Genomic DNA, 15,948 nt, shown 5'->3' on the forward strand with positions numbered 1-15,948 from the left:
CACGCAACCTTCAGGCTCGCAAGGCATCTGGCGAAAGCTTCACCAGCTGCGCTACTGGACGGCCGGCCGGAACCCGTGCAGTTCGGCGGTAGATTCCCCGATTCCCTTGTGCGGGTGGTCTTCCCACGTTGATGACACCGCCAAGCGTCGCGCAGGTTTCTGCGCCGGTATCCATCACAGCACCGCCCCGAGATGCCCGGAAAATCCGGCGGACCAACGCGGCGGGGAGGCGTGCGCCGTCAGGGTTTCGAACCCCGGACCCGCTGATTAAGAGTCAGCTGCTCTACCAACTGAGCTAACGGCGCCGTGGACGGCCAGAGACCGCGTACGCGACAATAACAGGCATCGTGGCGCAGTGGGAAATCTCCAGATCAGGACGGGGTGAGGTGCGACACTGAACGACGGCGACAAGCCGACAAATTCTGTCGCGGCCGCGGTCAGACACTACAATATAGGGAACAATCCAGGGTCAGCGGTGACCGAAGTAAGCGAGAGTATCTGGAAGGTCACTTGATGACGCCTTTGCGCAGAAGTCGAGCGTGGCTGGCTGCGATCATGGTCCCGGTCGCTGTTCTCGCCGTGGCGTGCAGCAGCGGCAGTGCGCCCGCGCCGGTCAAGGTCATCGTCAATAAGGGCACACCCTTCGCCGACCTGCTGGTGCCCAAGCTGACCGCGTCGGTGACCGACGGAGCCGTCGGTGCCACCGTTGATGCGCCCGTCACCGTCAGCGTTGCCGACGGTGTGCTGGCGGCGGTCACCATGGTGAACGAAAACGGGAAGTCGATCAGCGGCCAGCTCAGCCCCGATGGACTGCACTGGTCGACCACCGACCAACTCGGCTACAACCGGCGCTACACCCTCAGCGCGAAGGCGCTCGGCCTGGGCGGTGCGGCGACTCGCCAGATGACGTTTCAAACCAGCTCGCCGGCCCACCTGACGATGCCCTATGTGAATCCGGGCGACGGCGAGGTCGTGGGGATCGGCGAGCCGGTGGCGATCCGGTTCGACGAGAACATCGCCGACCGGGTCGCTGCGGAGAAGGCCATCAAGATCACCACCAATCCGCCGGTCGAAGGCGCCTTCTACTGGCTGAACAACCGCGAGGTGCGTTGGCGCCCAGAGCATTTCTGGAAGCCCGGCACCGCCATCGACGTGGCGGTCAACACCTACGGTGTGGATCTCGGCGAGGGAATGTTCGGCGAGGACAACGTCAGGACGCACTTCACCATTGGTGATGAGGTCATCGCGACTGCTGACGACAGCACCAAGATACTGACGATCCGGGTCAACGGTGAGGTCGTCAAGACCATGCCGACGTCGATGGGTAAGGACAGCACGCCGACCGCCAACGGCATCTACATCGTGGGCGCCCGGTTCAAGCACATCATCATGGACTCGTCGACCTATGGCGTTCCGGTGAACTCGCCCAACGGGTATCGCACCGACGTCGACTGGGCCACCCAGATTTCCTACAGCGGCGTCTTCGTGCACTCCGCTCCGTGGTCGGTGGGCGCTCAAGGCCACACCAACACCAGCCACGGGTGCCTGAACGTGAGCCCGAGCAATGCCCAGTGGTTCTACGACCGCATCAAGAGCGGTGACATCGTCGAAGTCGTCAATACCGTGGGAGGCACGCTGTCCGGCACGGATGGCCTCGGGGACTGGAACATTCCCTGGGATCAGTGGCGCGCCGGTAACGCCAAGGCCTGAACCCGGACGGCGGGCCCGATCGTCACACCGGACAGGCGGGTGCGGTCACGTCGACGGCGGCGATTCCCCGGCGTCCTGGCACGACGGCGGCCGGGCCGTCGACGATCATACGAAAGCGCTCCAGCCCCGGGATGTGCACGTGTACGGCGGTGATCCCGTTGGACAGGCGGTGTGCTTCGTCGAGGTAGACCGTGAATCCCCGGGCGGCAAGCTGCGACAGCGACTGGCTAAGGTGCTCGGCGGGCGAGCAGGGGGCTGCGGTTTCGACGTAGGGCACCAGTCTCGCGGAAGCGGCCAGTGGCCGCAGGTCGAGCTCGGCGCAGGCCTGCAGCACCGGGTGGTCCTTCAGCAGCTCGAATGCCCTCCAAGCGCCGGGCCACCCTGCGGTCGGTGAGCTGAACTTCGAGCAGCTCAGTCAAAGCTCGATAGACGCTGTAGCGCCGCGATAGCGACGCGCCGTACCCGCGCAGGTATCGGCCGCGCGGGCCAGGCGAATACGCCAGCATGCTCGGTACTCCGAGGTCGGTGGTGACGTCGATCAGCCACATCTCCCGCCCGATGCGGGTCTGAACCTGCTCGAGCAGCGTGCGGAGCTCAATCGGAAGGGTCTCAGGATCGAGAAACGCCGACGCGGCCGGTGTGGCCGCGACGATGGAGCGAATCAGGAACAGTGACGTAGCGTCGCGTTCGATGGCCTCGTTGATTGCATGGACGGCCGCCTCTTCCATGCTGCCGCCGATGGCACTGCCGCTGTTGGACGAATAGCGGGCAAGTGAGCTGTAGTCCACGGTGTCGCCGATCTCGCTGCGCAGCGGCGTGGTCTGCTCGTCCACCCACGACGCGTAGGCCAAGAACAGCGGCACCACCAACGTGTCGTCCCCGGCGAGCTGCTTGTAGACACGGCAGGCGATGCTCTCGGTGGGCTGCTCCTCGAGGAGTACCGCATATGCCTCGCTAGCCAGCGCAGATTGGGCGATGTCGGCGCAGGAGCGAAGCATTACCTGACCGCTGGCTCCGGTGGCGACGGTGACATCCTGGCGTCGGCCGGAGAGCAGTTGCCGTTGGTGGTTAACAGGGCGTCGCGATCCCCCTGACCTGTGGGGTGAGTGACGGGACTCGAACCCGCGACACCCAGGATCACAACCTGGTGCTCTACCAACTGAACTACACTCACCATGGCCGCCTGCCGGTCCTCCCAGAGGGCTAACGAGCGGCGACGTCGATATTAGCCGGTCGGAGGCTCCTCGGCCGAATCGATTATCCCCGGTGCGTCGGCTCTGCCTTGAAGATCGGACACCACCGCGGCAATTTCGCTGGTAGACGGCCCCGGCGGAGGGACGAACGCAGTGCGCCGGTAGTAGCGCAGTTCACGAATGGATTCGTGAATGTCGGCCAGCGCTCGGTGCGCCAGGCCTTTGGGCGGCTGGCCGAAGTAGATGCGCGGGTACCAGCGTCGGCAGAGCTCCTTGATCGAGCTGACGTCGATCATCCGGTAGTGCAGAAACGCGTCCAGAGCGGGCATGTCGCGGGCGATGAAGGACCGGTCGGTGGCGATGGAGTTCCCTGCCAGCGGCGCCGTCTTGGGTTGCTTGACGTGTTCGTTGATGTAGTCGAGCACCATCGTTTCGGCCGTCGCCAGGTCGACGGTGGAAGCCTTGACCTCCTCGATCAGTCCCGAGCGGGTGTGCATCTCGGCAACCACGTCGATCATCGACGACAGCGCGTCGTCGTCGGCGTGGATCACCACGTCCACTCCGTCCCCGAGGATGTTCAGGTCGGCGTCGGTGACCAGTACGGCGATCTCGATCAACTTGTCCGAAGCTATATTCAGCCCGGTCATCTCGCAGTCGATCCACACCAGTTCGTCACGCACAGCGCTCAAGAGTAGGCCCATTGCCGTGGTCGTAACTGCCACATCCGGGCAAGTAGTGTGATTGCTTTGCCAAGCGGTACGGGTAACGACGGGGAAGAGGTGGCGCGATGAGCACCGACGCGGCGGCCGGTGGGCTTGGTGGGCCCGCGCAGCGGATCGCGGCCGGTTACTCCGTGGCAGGCCAGGCGCTCGAATTGGGCACCGTCGTCGTCGACGGCGACGCCGACCCCACTGCGCAGATTCGCATTCCACTGGCCACCATCAACCGGCACGGTTTGGTAGCCGGGGCCACTGGAACCGGGAAAACCAAAACGCTGCAGCTCATCGCCGAGCAGCTCAGCGCCGCGGGCGTGCCGGTGCTCATGGCCGACGTGAAGGGCGACCTGTCCGGCCTATCTCGGGCGGGGGAGGCCAACGACAAGGCGGCCGCACGGGCGAAAGATACCGGCGACAATTGCAAGCCCACGGCCTTCCCGGTGGAGTTTCTGTCGTTGGGCACCAGCGGAGTCGGTGTCCCGGTGCGCGCCACCATCTCCAGCTTCGGACCTATTCTGTTGTCAAAGGTGTTGGGGCTCAATGCTACCCAGGAATCAACGCTGGGGCTGATCTTCCACTGGGCCGACCAGCGGGGACTTCCGTTGCTGGACTTGAAAGATCTGCGTACGGTGATCAGCCATCTGACCAGCGACGAAGGCAAAGCGGAGCTGAAAGCCCTTGGCGCCGTTTCGCCGACGACTGCGGGCGTCATCCTGCGAGCATTGGTCAACCTCGAAGCCGAAGGTGCTGACACCTTCTTCGGCGAGCCGGAACTGAGACCTGACGACCTGATACGTGTGGACAGCCAGGGCCGCGGCATCATCTCGCTGCTGGAGTTCAGCGGTCAGTCGCTGCGCCCCGTGCTGTTCTCCACGTTCTTGATGTGGGCGCTGGCCGACCTGTTCACCTATCTGCCCGAGGTGGGGGATCTGGACAAACCTAAGCTGGTCTTCTTTTTCGACGAGGCGCACTTGCTGTTCACCGACGCCTCCAAGGCCTTCCTGGAGCAGGTCGAGCAGACGGTCAAGCTCATTCGCTCCAAGGGTGTCGGGGTGTTCTTCTGCACCCAATTGCCGACAGATCTGCCCAACACGGTGCTGTCTCAGCTGGGGGCGCGGATCCAGCATGCGCTACGGGCGTTCACACCCGACGATCAAAAGGCGCTCAGCAAAACCGTTCGCACGTATCCGAAAACCGATGTCTACGACCTGGAATCGGCGCTGACGTCGCTGGGCATCGGTGAAGCCGTCGTGACCGTACTCTCCGAGAAGGGCGCGCCGACCCCGGTGGCCTGGACCCGCATGCGGGTTCCCCGGTCGCTGATGGGCGCGATCGGCACCGACGCCGTTGCTGCGGCGGCCCACTCAAGCCCGCTGCAGGCCGTGTATGGCCAGACCATCGACCGGGTGTCCGCCCACGAAATGCTGAGCACCACATATGCGCCCGCAGAGGCGCCGCCGCCGGTCCAGCCGCTGAGGGGAAAGTACGATCCGCTACCGTGGCCGGACGAGATCCAGGTGCCGCCCATGCCGGCGCCCGTTGAACCCAAGGGCCCTGGCATGTGGGAAGAGATTCTGAAGAACCCGACCGTGAAGAGCGCCATCAACACCGGGGTACGCGAAATCACCCGCAGCATCTTCGGTACCGGGCGGCGCCGGCGCAAGTAACGACTAGCCCTGCGCTAAGCCGAAGCGGGACGGGTCCGGCCAGCCGATGGCTGGCTGGTTCGTGGTCCGAACCGCCACCCGAGTCGGTGCCGTTGAGCCAAGGCCGCGCCTGGACTATCGCCGAAATCGTTGCAGGCAGGGAATTATGCGTCCGCTGTGGAATCACCATGTCGCACGGACACCTCCAGCGCGCACCGCACCTGGGTAGGCAAGCATGCCCACCGAGAAACGCGCCCCGGTTTACTAAGCCGAGCGTTAGTAAGGCGACTTAGGCGGTGATGTAAGCGAGGTGAGGGTCGGCGAAGAATCCGCGGATCGTATTGACTCGCCTTTGAAGTCGGCGCAGGGCAGTGGTCACGATGGCCTTGAAGTGGTCGCCATCGATGATCGAGGTCTTGCCGATGCGGTCGTGTTTGACGTTTTTCCATACCCACTCGTCAGGATTGAGCTCTGGTGAGTAACCGGGCAGGAAGAACAGTTTGAGCCGCCCTCATCGACGCGGCGATCGCCGCGATCCCGGCGAAGTGGCGGCGCAACCTGTTGATCACCATCGACGGGGCGGGCTCGAGCCACGCCGTGGTCGAGCACCTGCGCAAACTGAACGCCCGCCCGGGCTGGTCGGTGGCCTACTCGGTGGGGTTCGACCTCGACGAGCGGGCCCGGGTCGCGGTCGGGCAGATGCCCGCCGCCGGGTGGGAGGCGGCGCTGGATGCGGCCGGCCAGGCCCGCGACGACGCGCAGGTGGCCGAGCTGACCGGGCTGCTGCGCGAGGGCGTCGGCGGCGACCGGCTGGCCGGCTGGCCGGCCGACATGCGCATCCTGGTGCGGCGGGAGAAGATCGAGCACGGGACGCAATTGTCACTGTTCGAGCAGATCAACGGCCACCGCTACCAACTCATCGCGACCGCCACCCGGGGCGGACAGGCCCAGCGGCTCGAGGCCCGCCACCGGGTGCACGCCCGGGTGGAGGGGTTCATCCGCTGCGGCAAGGACACCGGCCTGGCCCGCTGGCCCTCGCACTCGTTTGCGATCAACACCGCCTGGGTCACCGCGGTCGCCCTCGCCATCGACCTGCTGTGCTGGATGCGGCTGCTGCTCTTGGACGGCCCGCTGGCCAAGGCCGAACCGGCGACCCTGCGCTACCGGCTGCTGCACGCTGCGGCCCGCCTGGTCAAACGATGCCGCTACCTGATCCTGCGGGTCCCCGAAACCTGGCCCTGGGCACAGCAATTCGCCGCCGCCGTCAACCGCGTCCGCGCCATCCCCTGACCCGCGACCCCCGCGCCCGTTCGACCCCAAGCAAGGAGCAGCCACCCCGGGACCGTGGAACCCGGCGTCACCGCACGACACGCGGCGCCGCCGCCTACGGAGAAGCTGGAAATCAAGATCAACTCGTGATCTCAGCAGCCATCGGGGGAGAACTCGGGCGACCGTGAAATTTTGAGGTTCACACCTGCGATCATTGACTTCGAGATCTACCTGCTTATGACGATGAAGCTAACTAAGGATCTCAATGTCGCGCAAACAAGCTCAGCTAGAAGCCAAACTGGGTGAACACAGGCTCTCTATAGACGATGCGGAATGTATACATAAGCGGGTAGCCGAGGCTCTTGGCGATGAAGCCTCTTACCTCGGAAATATGAAGAATTTGCTATGGGTTGTGAACCAAGATGCCCCATCTTTGAAATTTAGCAACGTATTGTGGCCCGGATTTGACTTCAACGCCGTTACCGATGAAGACGGGTTAATTGAGTCGGCATGGTATTGGCATATAAGGCGCAATTCGCACAGATTCAATTCTCCGACCGAAGTACCCATTTGGGGCATGGACGTTACCGAGTTCACGGAGCATTTTGGCCCCATTCGGGGTGGCCGTCAGTGGCCGTTGTTTGACAAGTTTCTCCCCGCATACGAGGAGTACGAATTTCCATGGGCGGGGAGAGTTATGGTGCCGGATTCAGTTGGGGGCTCTTCATGTTTTCGGCGAAGTCGTGGCCTGAAGATTGATATATTCAGCTAGAATCCCGCACCGTTGGGAACCCTCTTCGAGCTTTCAGCTAAGCAGGAACACTGGCCCGCCCGTTACGAGGAAGGGGCTGCGGGAACAACAGCCATCCCCGCGGAGGCCGCTTTCGGTGAAACTGAGGAAAATTGTTTACATGCCTGACGGAACAAAAAGTGGTGCTGCCTACGGACTTAACGTATGGAAGAGGAATGATGGTATATCCTGACGGATCGACGACAGCTCTTGTGGGTGACCTTCGTAAATTCTTGTCGTACATTGGCCGATGAAAGGCGCCGGGATGAACGTATCCTCAGATGCAGGGATCATTGATTTTGAGGTCTACCTGCTCATGACGATGAGGCTAAGAATGTCAATGGCGAACAAGGAAGCTCAACTAGTCTAGAAGCCAAACTGGCCGAACACGGGCTCTCCTTGGAAGATGCGGAACTTATACATGAGCGAACAGCAAGAGCACTTGGCGACGAAGCTTCCCGCTTTGAGAACATGAAAAGGCTGTTAGTTTAGGCGTTGCTGAACAGGACTCTGCGGCATTGAGATACAACAGCGTATTGTGGCCTGGATTCGACTTCAACGCCATCGCCGGCGACGAAGGAGTGCTTGAATCGACGGGGTACTGGCACACGAGGCGCGATTCACCTCGCGTTGATTCCCCTACCGAACTGCCAACTTGGAGCGTGGACATCGCCGAATTCGCGGAGCGGTTTGGCCCGCTGACTCTTCGCGGCAAGTGGGCCCCTGTTCGATGAGTTCTTGCCCGCATACGAGGAGTTCGACTTTTATTGGTATGGAGAACATTACGGTGCACGATTCATGTGGGGCCTATTCTTGTCTTCTTCAATCTACTGGGATTGAGCTTGTAGGAAGTGTTGTGGCCGGGATTCGACGTCAAAACCGTCGCGGGTGAAGAAAGAGTGCTTGAATCGGCTCAGTATTGGTATACGAAGTTGGATTCACCTCGCGTCGATCCTCCGATCAAGATACCGGCTTGAAGCGTGGATATCACCGAGTTCACAGACCATTGTGGTCCCATGCCTCAAAATTTCACGGTCGCCCGAGTTCTCCCCCGATGGCTGCTGAGATCACGAGTTGATCTTGATTTCCAGCTTCTCCGTAGGCGGCGGCGCCGCGTGTCGTGCGGTGACGCCGGGTTCCACGGTCCCGGGGTGGCTGCTCCTTGCTTGGGGTCGAACGGGCGCGGGGGTCGCGGGTCAGGGGATGGCGCGGACGCGGTTGACGGCGGCGGCGAATTGCTGTGCCCAGGGCCAGGTTTCGGGGACCCGCAGGATCAGGTAGCGGCATCGTTTGACCAGGCGGGCCGCAGCGTGCAGCAGCCGGTAGCGCAGGGTCGCCGGTTCGGCCTTGGCCAGCGGGCCGTCCAAGAGCAGCAGCCGCATCCAGCACAGCAGGTCGATGGCGAGGGCGACCGCGGTGACCCAGGCGGTGTTGATCGCAAACGAGTGCGAGGGTCAGCGGGCCAGGCCGGTGTCCTTGCCGCAGCGGATGAACCCCTCCACCCGGGCGTGCACCCGGTGGCGGGCCTCGAGCCGCTGGGCCTGTCCGCCCCGGGTGGCGGTCGCGATGAGTTGGTAGCGGTGGCCGTTGATCTGCTCGAACAGTGACAATTGCGTCCCGTGCTCGATCTTCTCCCGCCGCACCAGGATGCGCATGTCGGCCGGCCAGCCGGCCAGCCGGTCGCCGCCGACGCCCTCGCGCAGCAGCCCGGTCAGCTCGGCCACCTGCGCGTCGTCGCGGGCCTGGCCGGCCGCATCCAGCGCCGCCTCCCACCCGGCGGCGGGCATCTGCCCGACCGCGACCCGGGCCCGCTCGTCGAGGTCGAACCCCACCGAGTAGGCCACCGACCAGCCCGGGCGGGCGTTCAGTTTGCGCAGGTGCTCGACCACGGCGTGGCTCGAGCCCGCCCCGTCGATGGTGATCAACAGGTTGCGCCGCCACTTCGCCGGGATCGCGGCGATCGCCGCGTCGATGAGTGGCATGGTCGAGCTTACGACCATCGTTGTCCCGCATAGTAATAAGTCAACACGACCGCCCCGGAAAGACGGTGCACCGTACACCGTGTGTCGCCTTACTTATGCGCGGCTTAGTAACCGCACGCTGTCGTCTCGTCGCTGCGGATCGTGATCCTGTCTGGTCCGCGAAGCGGCAGGCACGCCGACGCCGACGCCGGAGGTTGTTTGTTGCGGAACGCATGGCTGCTTCGGGGTAGTTCCTGAGGGTTTGGCGGCGGCCAGTGCTGCGGTGGAAGCGCTGACCGCTCGTTTGGCGGCTGCGCATGCTGCCGCAGCGCCGGCAATCACGGCGGTGGTGCCGCCGGCGGCTGGTCCGGTGTCGCTACAGACTGGGATCGGGTTTAGCGCGCTGGGTAATGAGCACGTTGCGGTGGCCGCTGAAGCAGTCGAAGAGCTGGGCCGTTCGGGAGTCGGTGTGGGCGAATCCGGCGTCAGCTATGCGGCCGGTGATGCTGCGGCGGCCGCGACTTATCTGGGTGCTGGCGGCTTGGCATGACAGAACCGGTGTGAATCGCCGCGCCGCCGGAGGTACAGTCGACCCGATTATTGTCACTGTGTGCGTTCCCCTTCGCGGTAATGCCCTGACTTTGGGTTCGGTTCGCAGCTGGTGCGGATTTGCGCACTAGGCGCCAATTCCAGCACGCACCGGCGTGCATGCGCGGCGCTGGCAGTGAACGCGCTGCCGGTTGTCTGGGAAGCTGGTCCGGATACGTGCTCGACGGCATCAGTAATCACGTGAGCCCCGTCAGTACCGTGAGCTGGCCATAAGGTGATTCCCTGGTGCGCTAGCACCGGCGCTATCGCACTTGAGAATCGCCTATTGCTCAGTCGCGCGGCGTTTTTCCGTTGACCACCGGTTGTACGTATCGGAGCCATGGCCAAGTGGCAGTTCCCCCGATAACTTGGTCGGTCCGGTTCTGGAGCCAGGTTGTGTTCGATATCGGTTGCAGTTGACCTGGTGGGCCACCCGTATGTGGAGCGATGTAGGATAGCCCGACTCTATTTCGCAAAATGCTTGCGGCGCTTAGAGCGCCAACTCGGGGCCGTTATCCATCCGCACCATCGGGGTCCGTTGCCCGCGGTGAACAATTGAGCTACTGTAACTCAGTGATGAGCGCTCGGCGGTGATCGAGCGCTCCACCATGTCGAGCAACGATTGGCGGGTGTGCTCGTCGATGATCGAGGCGGCGTTGATGGCGTTGCCGTCGATGGTGGAAGCGAACTCGAAATTCAAGGCCCGTACCCGCAGTGGAATACCGCCGCAGTCGCGATGCCCGCAATCCCGTGGTTCTCTCGCTCCACTCACCCGGTGGATGACCTGAAACGCTGGTGGGGTCGCACGGATGCGGCAGCGGCCGAGACCGGCTACCGCAGCCTATGACGAGCCGCCCCCGAGCTTCTTGTAGAAGCTGCCGACTATCGGCGCGACGATGGCGCGCGGCGCATACTGACTTGCCACCGACATGGCCTTCGACGTCAGGCCGGGAACGACGCGCATCTTGTTGCGCTCCAACGCATCCAGCGATACCCGGGCGGTGTGCTCCGTCGAGATCCACAAAAACTCCGGCACCAGCCTTTCGACCAGCGACGCCTCGGCCTCATCGGGTAAATCGCTACGCACCGGTCCCGGTGCCAGCAGCGTGACGTGCACACCGGACCCGCGTAATTCTCCGCGCAGTGATTCGCTGAAAGTGTTCGCGAACGCCTTGGTAGCCGCGTAGGTGGCGTTGTAGGGGATGGGCGAATTTCCTGCTGCCGAGCCGGAAATCAAGATGCCGCCGGACTTGCGCTCGATCATGCCGGGCAGCACCGCCAGGGTGAGGTCGTGCACCGCAACGGCATTCAGCTGTACTTGAGCTTTTTCGCCCGCCGGGTCGAGCGACGCGAGCGGACCGAACGTCCCCGTGCCCGCATTGGCGCACAGGATCGAGATGTGCCGTGCCGTTAGTTCGTCACACAGCTTCGTCCGTTCCTCCGGGTCTGCGAGATCGGCTGGGCGCACCTCGACAGCGACGCGATACTTGTCGCTGAGTCGGCCTGCCAGTTCGTTCAGCAAGGCTTCGCGGCGTGCGGTGACGATCAGACTGTGTCCGCGTGCGGCCAACTCGGTGGCCAGCGCCTCGCCGATATTCTGCGAAGCTCCGGTGACAACGGCGCGGGCGTCGGGACTCGGAGCGGGTATCGGCATGCGCCAATCGTAGACAGATGGCAAGGTCAGTCGTGCGCAGCGGGTCGCTGCCAACACAAATCAAGTCGGTAGCGATCGCAAGCGTGACGGAGTCGTGCGCAGCGGGTCGCTGCCAACACAAATCAAATAGAGTGCCGGACATGACTAACCGGGGTTTGAGCACGTATGTGCGATCTCGGGTAGTGGCCTGGGCGCTGTGGGACTGTGGTTCTACCGGGCTGAACGCGATCGTGACCACCTTCGTGTTCTCGGTCTATCTGACCAGCACCGTGGGGGAGGGCATGCCCGGCGGTAGCTCGCCGGCGAGTTGGCTGGGTCGGGCCGGGGCCACCGCCGGGGTGACCATCGCGCTGCTGGCTCCGGTCGTAGGCGTGTGGGTCGAGTCCCCGCATCGGCGGCGGGTGGCGTTGGGCGTGCTGACGGGTCTGGCGGTGGGACTGACCGCTGCGATGTTCCTGATCCGCGATAGCCCCGGTTACCTATTGCCTGGGCTGGCGTTGTTGGCGGCGACGGCCGCGTGCAGCGACCTGGCCAGCGTTCCGTACAACGCGATGCTGCGCCAGCTGTCGACGCCTCAGACGGCCGGCCGGATTTCCGGCTTCGGGTGGGCCGCGGGTTATGTCGGGAGTGTCCTGCTGCTGTTGCTGGTCTATGTGGGTTTCATGGCCGGCAGCGGTGACGTTCGTGGATTGCTGCACCTGCCCGCCCACGACGGATTCAACGTCCGGGCGGCGATGCTGCTAGCGGCGGCGTGGCTGGCTTTACTGGCTCTGCCACTGTTGTTCGTCGCGCATAGATTGCCCGATTCCGTCGGAATGCCTCGCCCGAATACGAGCATGCTGGGTGCCTATCGAAAGCTGTGGACGGACATCACCGCTGAATGGCGCCGCGACCGCAATCTGGTCTACTTCCTCGTAGCGAGCGCGATCTTCCGGGACGGGCTGGCGGCCATGTTCGCCTTCGGCGCGGTACTGGGTGTCAACGTGTACGGGCTTAGCCAGGCCGACGTCCTGGTGTTCGGGGTAGCCGGAAGTGTGGTGGCCGCGGTCGGCGCGGTGTTGGGCGGATTGGTTGACCACCGGCTCGGCTCCAAGCCGGTCATCGTCGCGTCGCTGGCCGCGATCTTGGCCGCGGCACTGACGTTGATGGCGCTCTCCGGTGCGGTGGCCTTCTGGGTATGCGGACTGCTGCTGTGTCTTTTCATCGGACCGTCGCAGTCGTCGGCGCGCGCATTGTTGTTGCGCATGGCTCAGCATGGCAAGGAGGGGGTTGCCTTCGGGCTGTACACGATGACGGGCCGGGCGGTGGCGTTCCTGGGACCGTGGTTGTTTTCGGTTTTCGTTGACGTCTTCGGCGCGGTCCGCGCCGGGTTGGGCGGCATCTGCCTGGTGTTGCTGGTGGGCCTGCTGGCCATGCTGGCGGTGCGCGTTCCACGCCGCAGGGTCGTCATAGCCACCGAAGCGGTAGCCGAGTCGAGTTAGCCGGAGGCGTCGCAGATGGTGAGGCCCACCCCGGTGCGTTGGCGTACCTGAACCCCGGCCACCGTTACCGAGCAGGTCACGTTGTGGCCGATGTTGATAATGGTGACGCTTGCGGGGTGAAGCGAAGACTTGGGCAGGCTCACCTCTTTGCTCCACGGCAGCGCGACGTTGAACTCGGTCTGTATGACGTCACCGGTATCGGTATAGGTCACGCTGATCGCGCGGCCCTCGCCGGTGACGTTGTAGACGACGGTCTGCATCGCACCAGGGGTGGGCGTCTCGGTGGGCGTGCCAGAGCCTCCCGTCGTTGTCGGCGCCGGTGCGATGCTCGGTGTTGGTGTCAGTGTTCGTGTCGTCGGCGGCTTGAGTGTGGAGTTCGGGGTGGGCATCGGCGGCAGGGGCTCGACAGCCGTCTGGTTCTTGACCGACATGTTTGCGATCACCAACGCGATGACCAACCCGACGACAAGCAGGACGGCCGCGCCGGCAGCGACCCACAACCATCGCGGCGTGCTCGGACCGTGCGGCGGTGGCGGGCCCTCGTACAGCATCTCGCCCGGCTCCGGGTGGTCCTGCTGCCAATATTGGGGCGGTAATTGCTGGGTCGGGTTCGGTTCGTAGGCACCGGGCGCCCATTGAGGAATGTGGCCGCTGTAGGTGGGCGCATAGGGCGCCTGGCCGGCGTAAGCCGGGTCGACGGGCGGCGGATTTACGGGACCCTGCGGCCACGTGGGTGGGGGCCCCGGTTGAGGGGGACCATACCGCTGGGGTCGGCGTGGATCGTTCATGCCCACCTCATGGTTTGAAGGGTACCTAAGAGTTGGGCGGCGGTGCCGCCGCACCGCTCCAGTGGCAAGGCCGTGCCGGACGAAGCCCTACTCACCTCGGCTCAGGGCAACCGCCACCGCCTTCTTCAGCAACCGTTGAAGTGTTCATGCAAGCAAAGTATCGCTTTCTTCAACAACCGCTGAAAAATAAGAACGTATCCACATTAGCGCGGCAACCGTCGCGCGGCGGTGACAGGAACGGGGGTGAACGGAGTGAAATTCGGAATCGACGTACCGACGTGCCTGTCCGGGATGGCCTACCCGGTCCCGTTCGCCACGGCCGACGAGGTGATTCGGATCGCCGTCGAGGCCGAGGCGCTCGGCTTTCACCAGGTCGCCGGCACGATCATCTGAGCACCCAACGCTTCGTGTGGGAGGCGTGGTCGGTCCCACCTGACTACTTCGAGCCACTGATGATGCTGGCGACGATCGCGGCCAAGACATCGGTGGTGCGGCTGGCTACCGGGATCCTCGTCTTGCCGATGCGTGAGCCGGTGCTGCCGGCCAAGCAGGTCGCCACACTGGATCAAATCAGCGGCGGGCGCGTCACATTGGCGGTAGCAGCCGGCGGGTATCGGAACGAATTCGAGTCGGTAGCACCGGATTTGGCCGATGCGTCGCGCACCCGGCTGATGGCCGAGGGCATCGAGGCGTTGCGCATTCTGTTTGGGCAGCGTCGGTCGACCTATGCGGGACGGTACCGCCGATTCCGCGATGTCGAGGCGTACCCCAAGCCGGTCCACTCGCCGTTGCCGATCTTCTCCGGCGGCAATGCCAAGGGCGCCATTCGCCGGGCCGGGGAGCAATGTCAGGGTTGGCTGCCGGCTAAGCTCGGCCCGGACGAAATTGCCTCTGGCCGAGACGAAGTCGCGAAATTCACCGGAGCCGCGGGGCGCGATCCCACCGACGTGACGATCGGATTGCAGACGGTCGTGTGCCTGGCTCCGACGGCTGAGAAAGCTCGTGAGCGCCTGTAGCGGTCGACATTCGAGCTGTTCCGGACCTCCTTGCGCGACACCATGATGAAAAGCGTGAGTCTGGACAAGTATGTGGCCGACAATGTCATCGGCACGCCGGACCAGGTGTGCGCCAAGATAGCTGCGTTCGAACGCGCCGGGCTCGACGGGTTCTACGCCACCTTTCGTCGCCAACACGGTGAGCGAAATGCTGGAACAGATGCGGCTTTTCGCCAAGTATGTGATTCCGGCCTTCCCGGCGGGCTGAGCCAGCTAGCGGTCGGTGACTCGCAGCGCCGCCACGGTCATGGCACGCATGATGGTGCGGGAACGCACCCGCGCCGATCTGGCATCGGCCGACTTCATGCTGTGCGGTGTGGAGTTCAGCAGCCCGAACACGGCGTGCGCCATCAGCCGCGCATCTGCTTCGGCCAGGTCGGGATCACGCTCGCGCAGCACCCCCACCCAGACCTCTACGTACTGGCGCTGTGCTTTGCGCACATGTCGTTCGGCTGCTGCCGGCAGGTGCGCAAGGTCACGGTCCTGGATTCGGATCAGATCCGGTTCACCCAGCGCAAAGTCGAGGTGAAAATCAATGAGCCCATCCAACGCTGCGGCCGGATCAGAACCGCGGGCGGTCACATCGCGGGCGCCGGCGAGGAGCCGGGAACTGATGCCGACCAACAATTCAACGAGCAGCGACTCTTTGTTGGGGAAGTGCCGATAGATCGCCGGACCGCTGATGCCCGCCGCGGCACCGATGTCCTCCAACCGCACTGCGAGAAAACCGCGTTCGGCGAATAGCCGTTCAGCAGCCGACAACAGCTGCAGACGCCGGTCGGACTTCAACTGACTGCGGCGACTCGGGGCTTCAGGTCGAGCGGGCCGGCCGTCCGGAGCGGACGCTGTCATGACGGCCTCCGTAGAAAACTCGTCCTGGACACTTCGGTTAATCGTCACTAACGTAGCACGAGTTAGTCGATGTTGACCCGTACGCGGTAAGCGGCAGGCGGAGGAACCGTGGCAGCCAACGGGGCTGCAGACCACAGCGCCCTTTCTTACTAAGCCGAGCGTTAGTAAGGCGACTTAGGCGGTGATGTAAGCGAGGTGAGGGTCGGCGAAGAATCCGCGGATCGTATTGACTCGCCTTTGAAGTC

General features: G+C 63.8%; 15 protein-coding genes, 2 tRNA genes and 3 pseudogenes. 8 read left to right on the forward strand and 12 right to left on the reverse strand.

Features of this window, described 5'->3' with window-relative positions; genetic code table 11:
• Nucleotides 1-232: 232 nt before the first annotated feature.
• Nucleotides 233-305: transfer RNA gene (locus CDN38_RS21950), tRNA-Lys, on the reverse strand.
• A 208-nt stretch (nucleotides 306-513) separates the two neighbouring features.
• On the opposite strand from CDN38_RS21950, the gene CDN38_RS21955 reads away from it, so the two are divergent.
• On the forward strand, nucleotides 514-1,710 hold the full coding sequence (locus CDN38_RS21955; RefSeq protein ID WP_075512893.1) for a L,D-transpeptidase: 1,197 nt from the start codon (nucleotides 514-516) through the stop codon (nucleotides 1,708-1,710).
• Nucleotides 1,711-1,732: 22 nt separating this feature from the next.
• Here CDN38_RS21955 and CDN38_RS21960 read toward each other — a convergent pair whose 3' ends face one another.
• The 4 genes from CDN38_RS21960 to orn form a co-directional block, all read right to left on the reverse strand.
• Nucleotides 1,733-1,987 (reverse strand): hypothetical protein, encoded by a 255-nt coding sequence (locus CDN38_RS21960; protein ID WP_075512894.1) that lies wholly within the window; start codon nucleotides 1,985-1,987, stop codon nucleotides 1,733-1,735.
• The gene (locus tag CDN38_RS21965) at nucleotides 1,938-2,708 is read right to left on the reverse strand and encodes a YcaO-like family protein (protein WP_075512895.1); all 771 of its coding nucleotides are present in this window, start codon (nucleotides 2,706-2,708) and stop codon (nucleotides 1,938-1,940) included. Before CDN38_RS21965 ends, CDN38_RS21960 begins: the two co-directional genes overlap by 50 nt.
• 100 nt (nucleotides 2,709-2,808) lie before the next feature.
• Nucleotides 2,809-2,884 (reverse strand) — tRNA-His (locus CDN38_RS21970).
• A 51-nt stretch (nucleotides 2,885-2,935) separates the two neighbouring features.
• On the reverse strand, nucleotides 2,936-3,583 hold the full coding sequence (gene orn / locus CDN38_RS21975; protein WP_075512896.1) for an oligoribonuclease: 648 nt from the start codon (nucleotides 3,581-3,583) through the stop codon (nucleotides 2,936-2,938).
• A 107-nt stretch (nucleotides 3,584-3,690) separates the two neighbouring features.
• On the opposite strand from orn, the gene CDN38_RS21980 reads away from it, so the two are divergent.
• A complete protein-coding gene (locus CDN38_RS21980; protein WP_099319171.1) occupies nucleotides 3,691-5,286 on the forward strand; it encodes a helicase HerA-like domain-containing protein in 1,596 nt (531 codons plus the stop codon).
• Between the two features lie 411 nt (nucleotides 5,287-5,697).
• Here the strand turns inward: CDN38_RS21980 and CDN38_RS33130 are convergent.
• A pseudogene (locus tag CDN38_RS33130) lies at nucleotides 5,698-5,776 on the reverse strand (transposase); the annotation flags it as partial.
• A gap of 23 nt (nucleotides 5,777-5,799) precedes the next feature.
• On the opposite strand from CDN38_RS33130, the gene CDN38_RS21990 reads away from it, so the two are divergent.
• Complete coding sequence (locus CDN38_RS21990) at nucleotides 5,800-6,555, forward strand: transposase (protein ID WP_275539811.1); 756 nt, start codon at nucleotides 5,800-5,802, stop codon at nucleotides 6,553-6,555.
• Nucleotides 6,556-6,799: 244 nt separating this feature from the next.
• Entirely contained in the window at nucleotides 6,800-7,306 is a 507-nt protein-coding gene (locus CDN38_RS21995) for a hypothetical protein (RefSeq protein ID WP_233026804.1), read from the forward strand.
• A 1,214-nt stretch (nucleotides 7,307-8,520) separates the two neighbouring features.
• Here the strand turns inward: CDN38_RS21995 and CDN38_RS22005 are convergent.
• Nucleotides 8,521-8,763 (reverse strand): annotated as a pseudogene (locus CDN38_RS22005) (transposase); the annotation flags it as partial.
• Nucleotides 8,764-8,778: 15 nt separating this feature from the next.
• Nucleotides 8,779-9,306, reverse strand: coding sequence for a hypothetical protein (locus tag CDN38_RS22010; RefSeq protein WP_142361311.1), 528 nt, complete (start codon nucleotides 9,304-9,306; stop codon nucleotides 8,779-8,781).
• Between the two features lie 226 nt (nucleotides 9,307-9,532).
• On the opposite strand from CDN38_RS22010, the pseudogene CDN38_RS22015 reads away from it, so the two are divergent.
• Nucleotides 9,533-9,835 (forward strand): annotated as a pseudogene (locus tag CDN38_RS22015) (PE domain-containing protein); the annotation flags it as partial.
• Nucleotides 9,836-10,363: 528 nt separating this feature from the next.
• On the opposite strand, the gene CDN38_RS22020 reads toward CDN38_RS22015, so the two are convergent.
• Both CDN38_RS22020 and cmrA read right to left on the reverse strand, forming a co-directional pair.
• A complete protein-coding gene (locus CDN38_RS22020; RefSeq protein WP_075512899.1) occupies nucleotides 10,364-10,573 on the reverse strand; it encodes a hypothetical protein in 210 nt (69 codons plus the stop codon).
• Nucleotides 10,574-10,714: 141 nt separating this feature from the next.
• Nucleotides 10,715-11,527 carry a mycolate reductase gene (gene cmrA, locus CDN38_RS22025; protein ID WP_075512900.1) on the reverse strand — a complete coding sequence of 271 codons (813 nt, stop codon included), beginning with the start codon at nucleotides 11,525-11,527 and terminating at the stop codon, nucleotides 10,715-10,717.
• A gap of 140 nt (nucleotides 11,528-11,667) precedes the next feature.
• On the opposite strand from cmrA, the gene CDN38_RS22030 reads away from it, so the two are divergent.
• A complete protein-coding gene (locus tag CDN38_RS22030) occupies nucleotides 11,668-13,008 on the forward strand; it encodes an MFS transporter (protein ID WP_075512901.1) in 1,341 nt (446 codons plus the stop codon).
• Here the strand turns inward: CDN38_RS22030 and CDN38_RS22035 are convergent.
• The gene (locus CDN38_RS22035) at nucleotides 13,005-13,796 is read right to left on the reverse strand and encodes an MmpS family transport accessory protein (protein ID WP_075512902.1); all 792 of its coding nucleotides are present in this window, start codon (nucleotides 13,794-13,796) and stop codon (nucleotides 13,005-13,007) included. The two genes, CDN38_RS22030 and CDN38_RS22035, sit on opposite strands and share 4 nt — an antisense overlap.
• A gap of 243 nt (nucleotides 13,797-14,039) precedes the next feature.
• Between CDN38_RS22035 and CDN38_RS29660 the strand changes: the two genes are divergently transcribed.
• Both CDN38_RS29660 and CDN38_RS22040 read left to right on the forward strand, forming a co-directional pair.
• Entirely contained in the window at nucleotides 14,040-14,189 is a 150-nt protein-coding gene (locus CDN38_RS29660) for an LLM class flavin-dependent oxidoreductase (protein WP_161951691.1), read from the forward strand.
• A 14-nt stretch (nucleotides 14,190-14,203) separates the two neighbouring features.
• Nucleotides 14,204-14,812 carry a TIGR03619 family F420-dependent LLM class oxidoreductase gene (locus CDN38_RS22040; RefSeq protein ID WP_161951692.1) on the forward strand — a complete coding sequence of 203 codons (609 nt, stop codon included), beginning with the start codon at nucleotides 14,204-14,206 and terminating at the stop codon, nucleotides 14,810-14,812.
• A gap of 252 nt (nucleotides 14,813-15,064) precedes the next feature.
• Here CDN38_RS22040 and CDN38_RS22045 read toward each other — a convergent pair whose 3' ends face one another.
• The gene (locus CDN38_RS22045) at nucleotides 15,065-15,703 is read right to left on the reverse strand and encodes an SACE_7040 family transcriptional regulator (protein ID WP_075512958.1); all 639 of its coding nucleotides are present in this window, start codon (nucleotides 15,701-15,703) and stop codon (nucleotides 15,065-15,067) included.
• Between the last annotated feature and the right edge of the window lie 245 nt (nucleotides 15,704-15,948).

The organism is Mycobacterium ostraviense, assembly GCF_002705925.1.
Classification (GTDB): Bacteria; Actinomycetota; Actinomycetes; order Mycobacteriales; family Mycobacteriaceae; genus Mycobacterium; species Mycobacterium ostraviense.

What these genes read in the sequence shown, in the direction of transcription:
- CDN38_RS21955 (WP_075512893.1), top strand. Translation starts at nt 514, where the DNA reads ATGACGCCTTTGCGCAGAAGTCGAGCGTGGCTGGCTGCGATCATGGTC.
- CDN38_RS21965 (WP_075512895.1), bottom strand. Translation starts at nt 2,708, where the DNA reads ATGCTTCGCTCCTGCGCCGACATCGCCCAATCTGCGCTGGCTAGCGAG.
- CDN38_RS21980 (WP_099319171.1), top strand. Translation starts at nt 3,691, where the DNA reads ATGAGCACCGACGCGGCGGCCGGTGGGCTTGGTGGGCCCGCGCAGCGG.
- CDN38_RS21995 (WP_233026804.1), top strand. Translation starts at nt 6,800, where the DNA reads ATGTCGCGCAAACAAGCTCAGCTAGAAGCCAAACTGGGTGAACACAGG.
- CDN38_RS22010 (WP_142361311.1), bottom strand. Translation starts at nt 9,306, where the DNA reads ATGCCACTCATCGACGCGGCGATCGCCGCGATCCCGGCGAAGTGGCGG.
- cmrA (WP_075512900.1), bottom strand. Translation starts at nt 11,527, where the DNA reads ATGCCGATACCCGCTCCGAGTCCCGACGCCCGCGCCGTTGTCACCGGA.
- CDN38_RS22030 (WP_075512901.1), top strand. Translation starts at nt 11,668, where the DNA reads ATGACTAACCGGGGTTTGAGCACGTATGTGCGATCTCGGGTAGTGGCC.
- CDN38_RS22035 (WP_075512902.1), bottom strand. Translation starts at nt 13,796, where the DNA reads ATGAACGATCCACGCCGACCCCAGCGGTATGGTCCCCCTCAACCGGGG.
- CDN38_RS22045 (WP_075512958.1), bottom strand. Translation starts at nt 15,703, where the DNA reads ATGACAGCGTCCGCTCCGGACGGCCGGCCCGCTCGACCTGAAGCCCCG.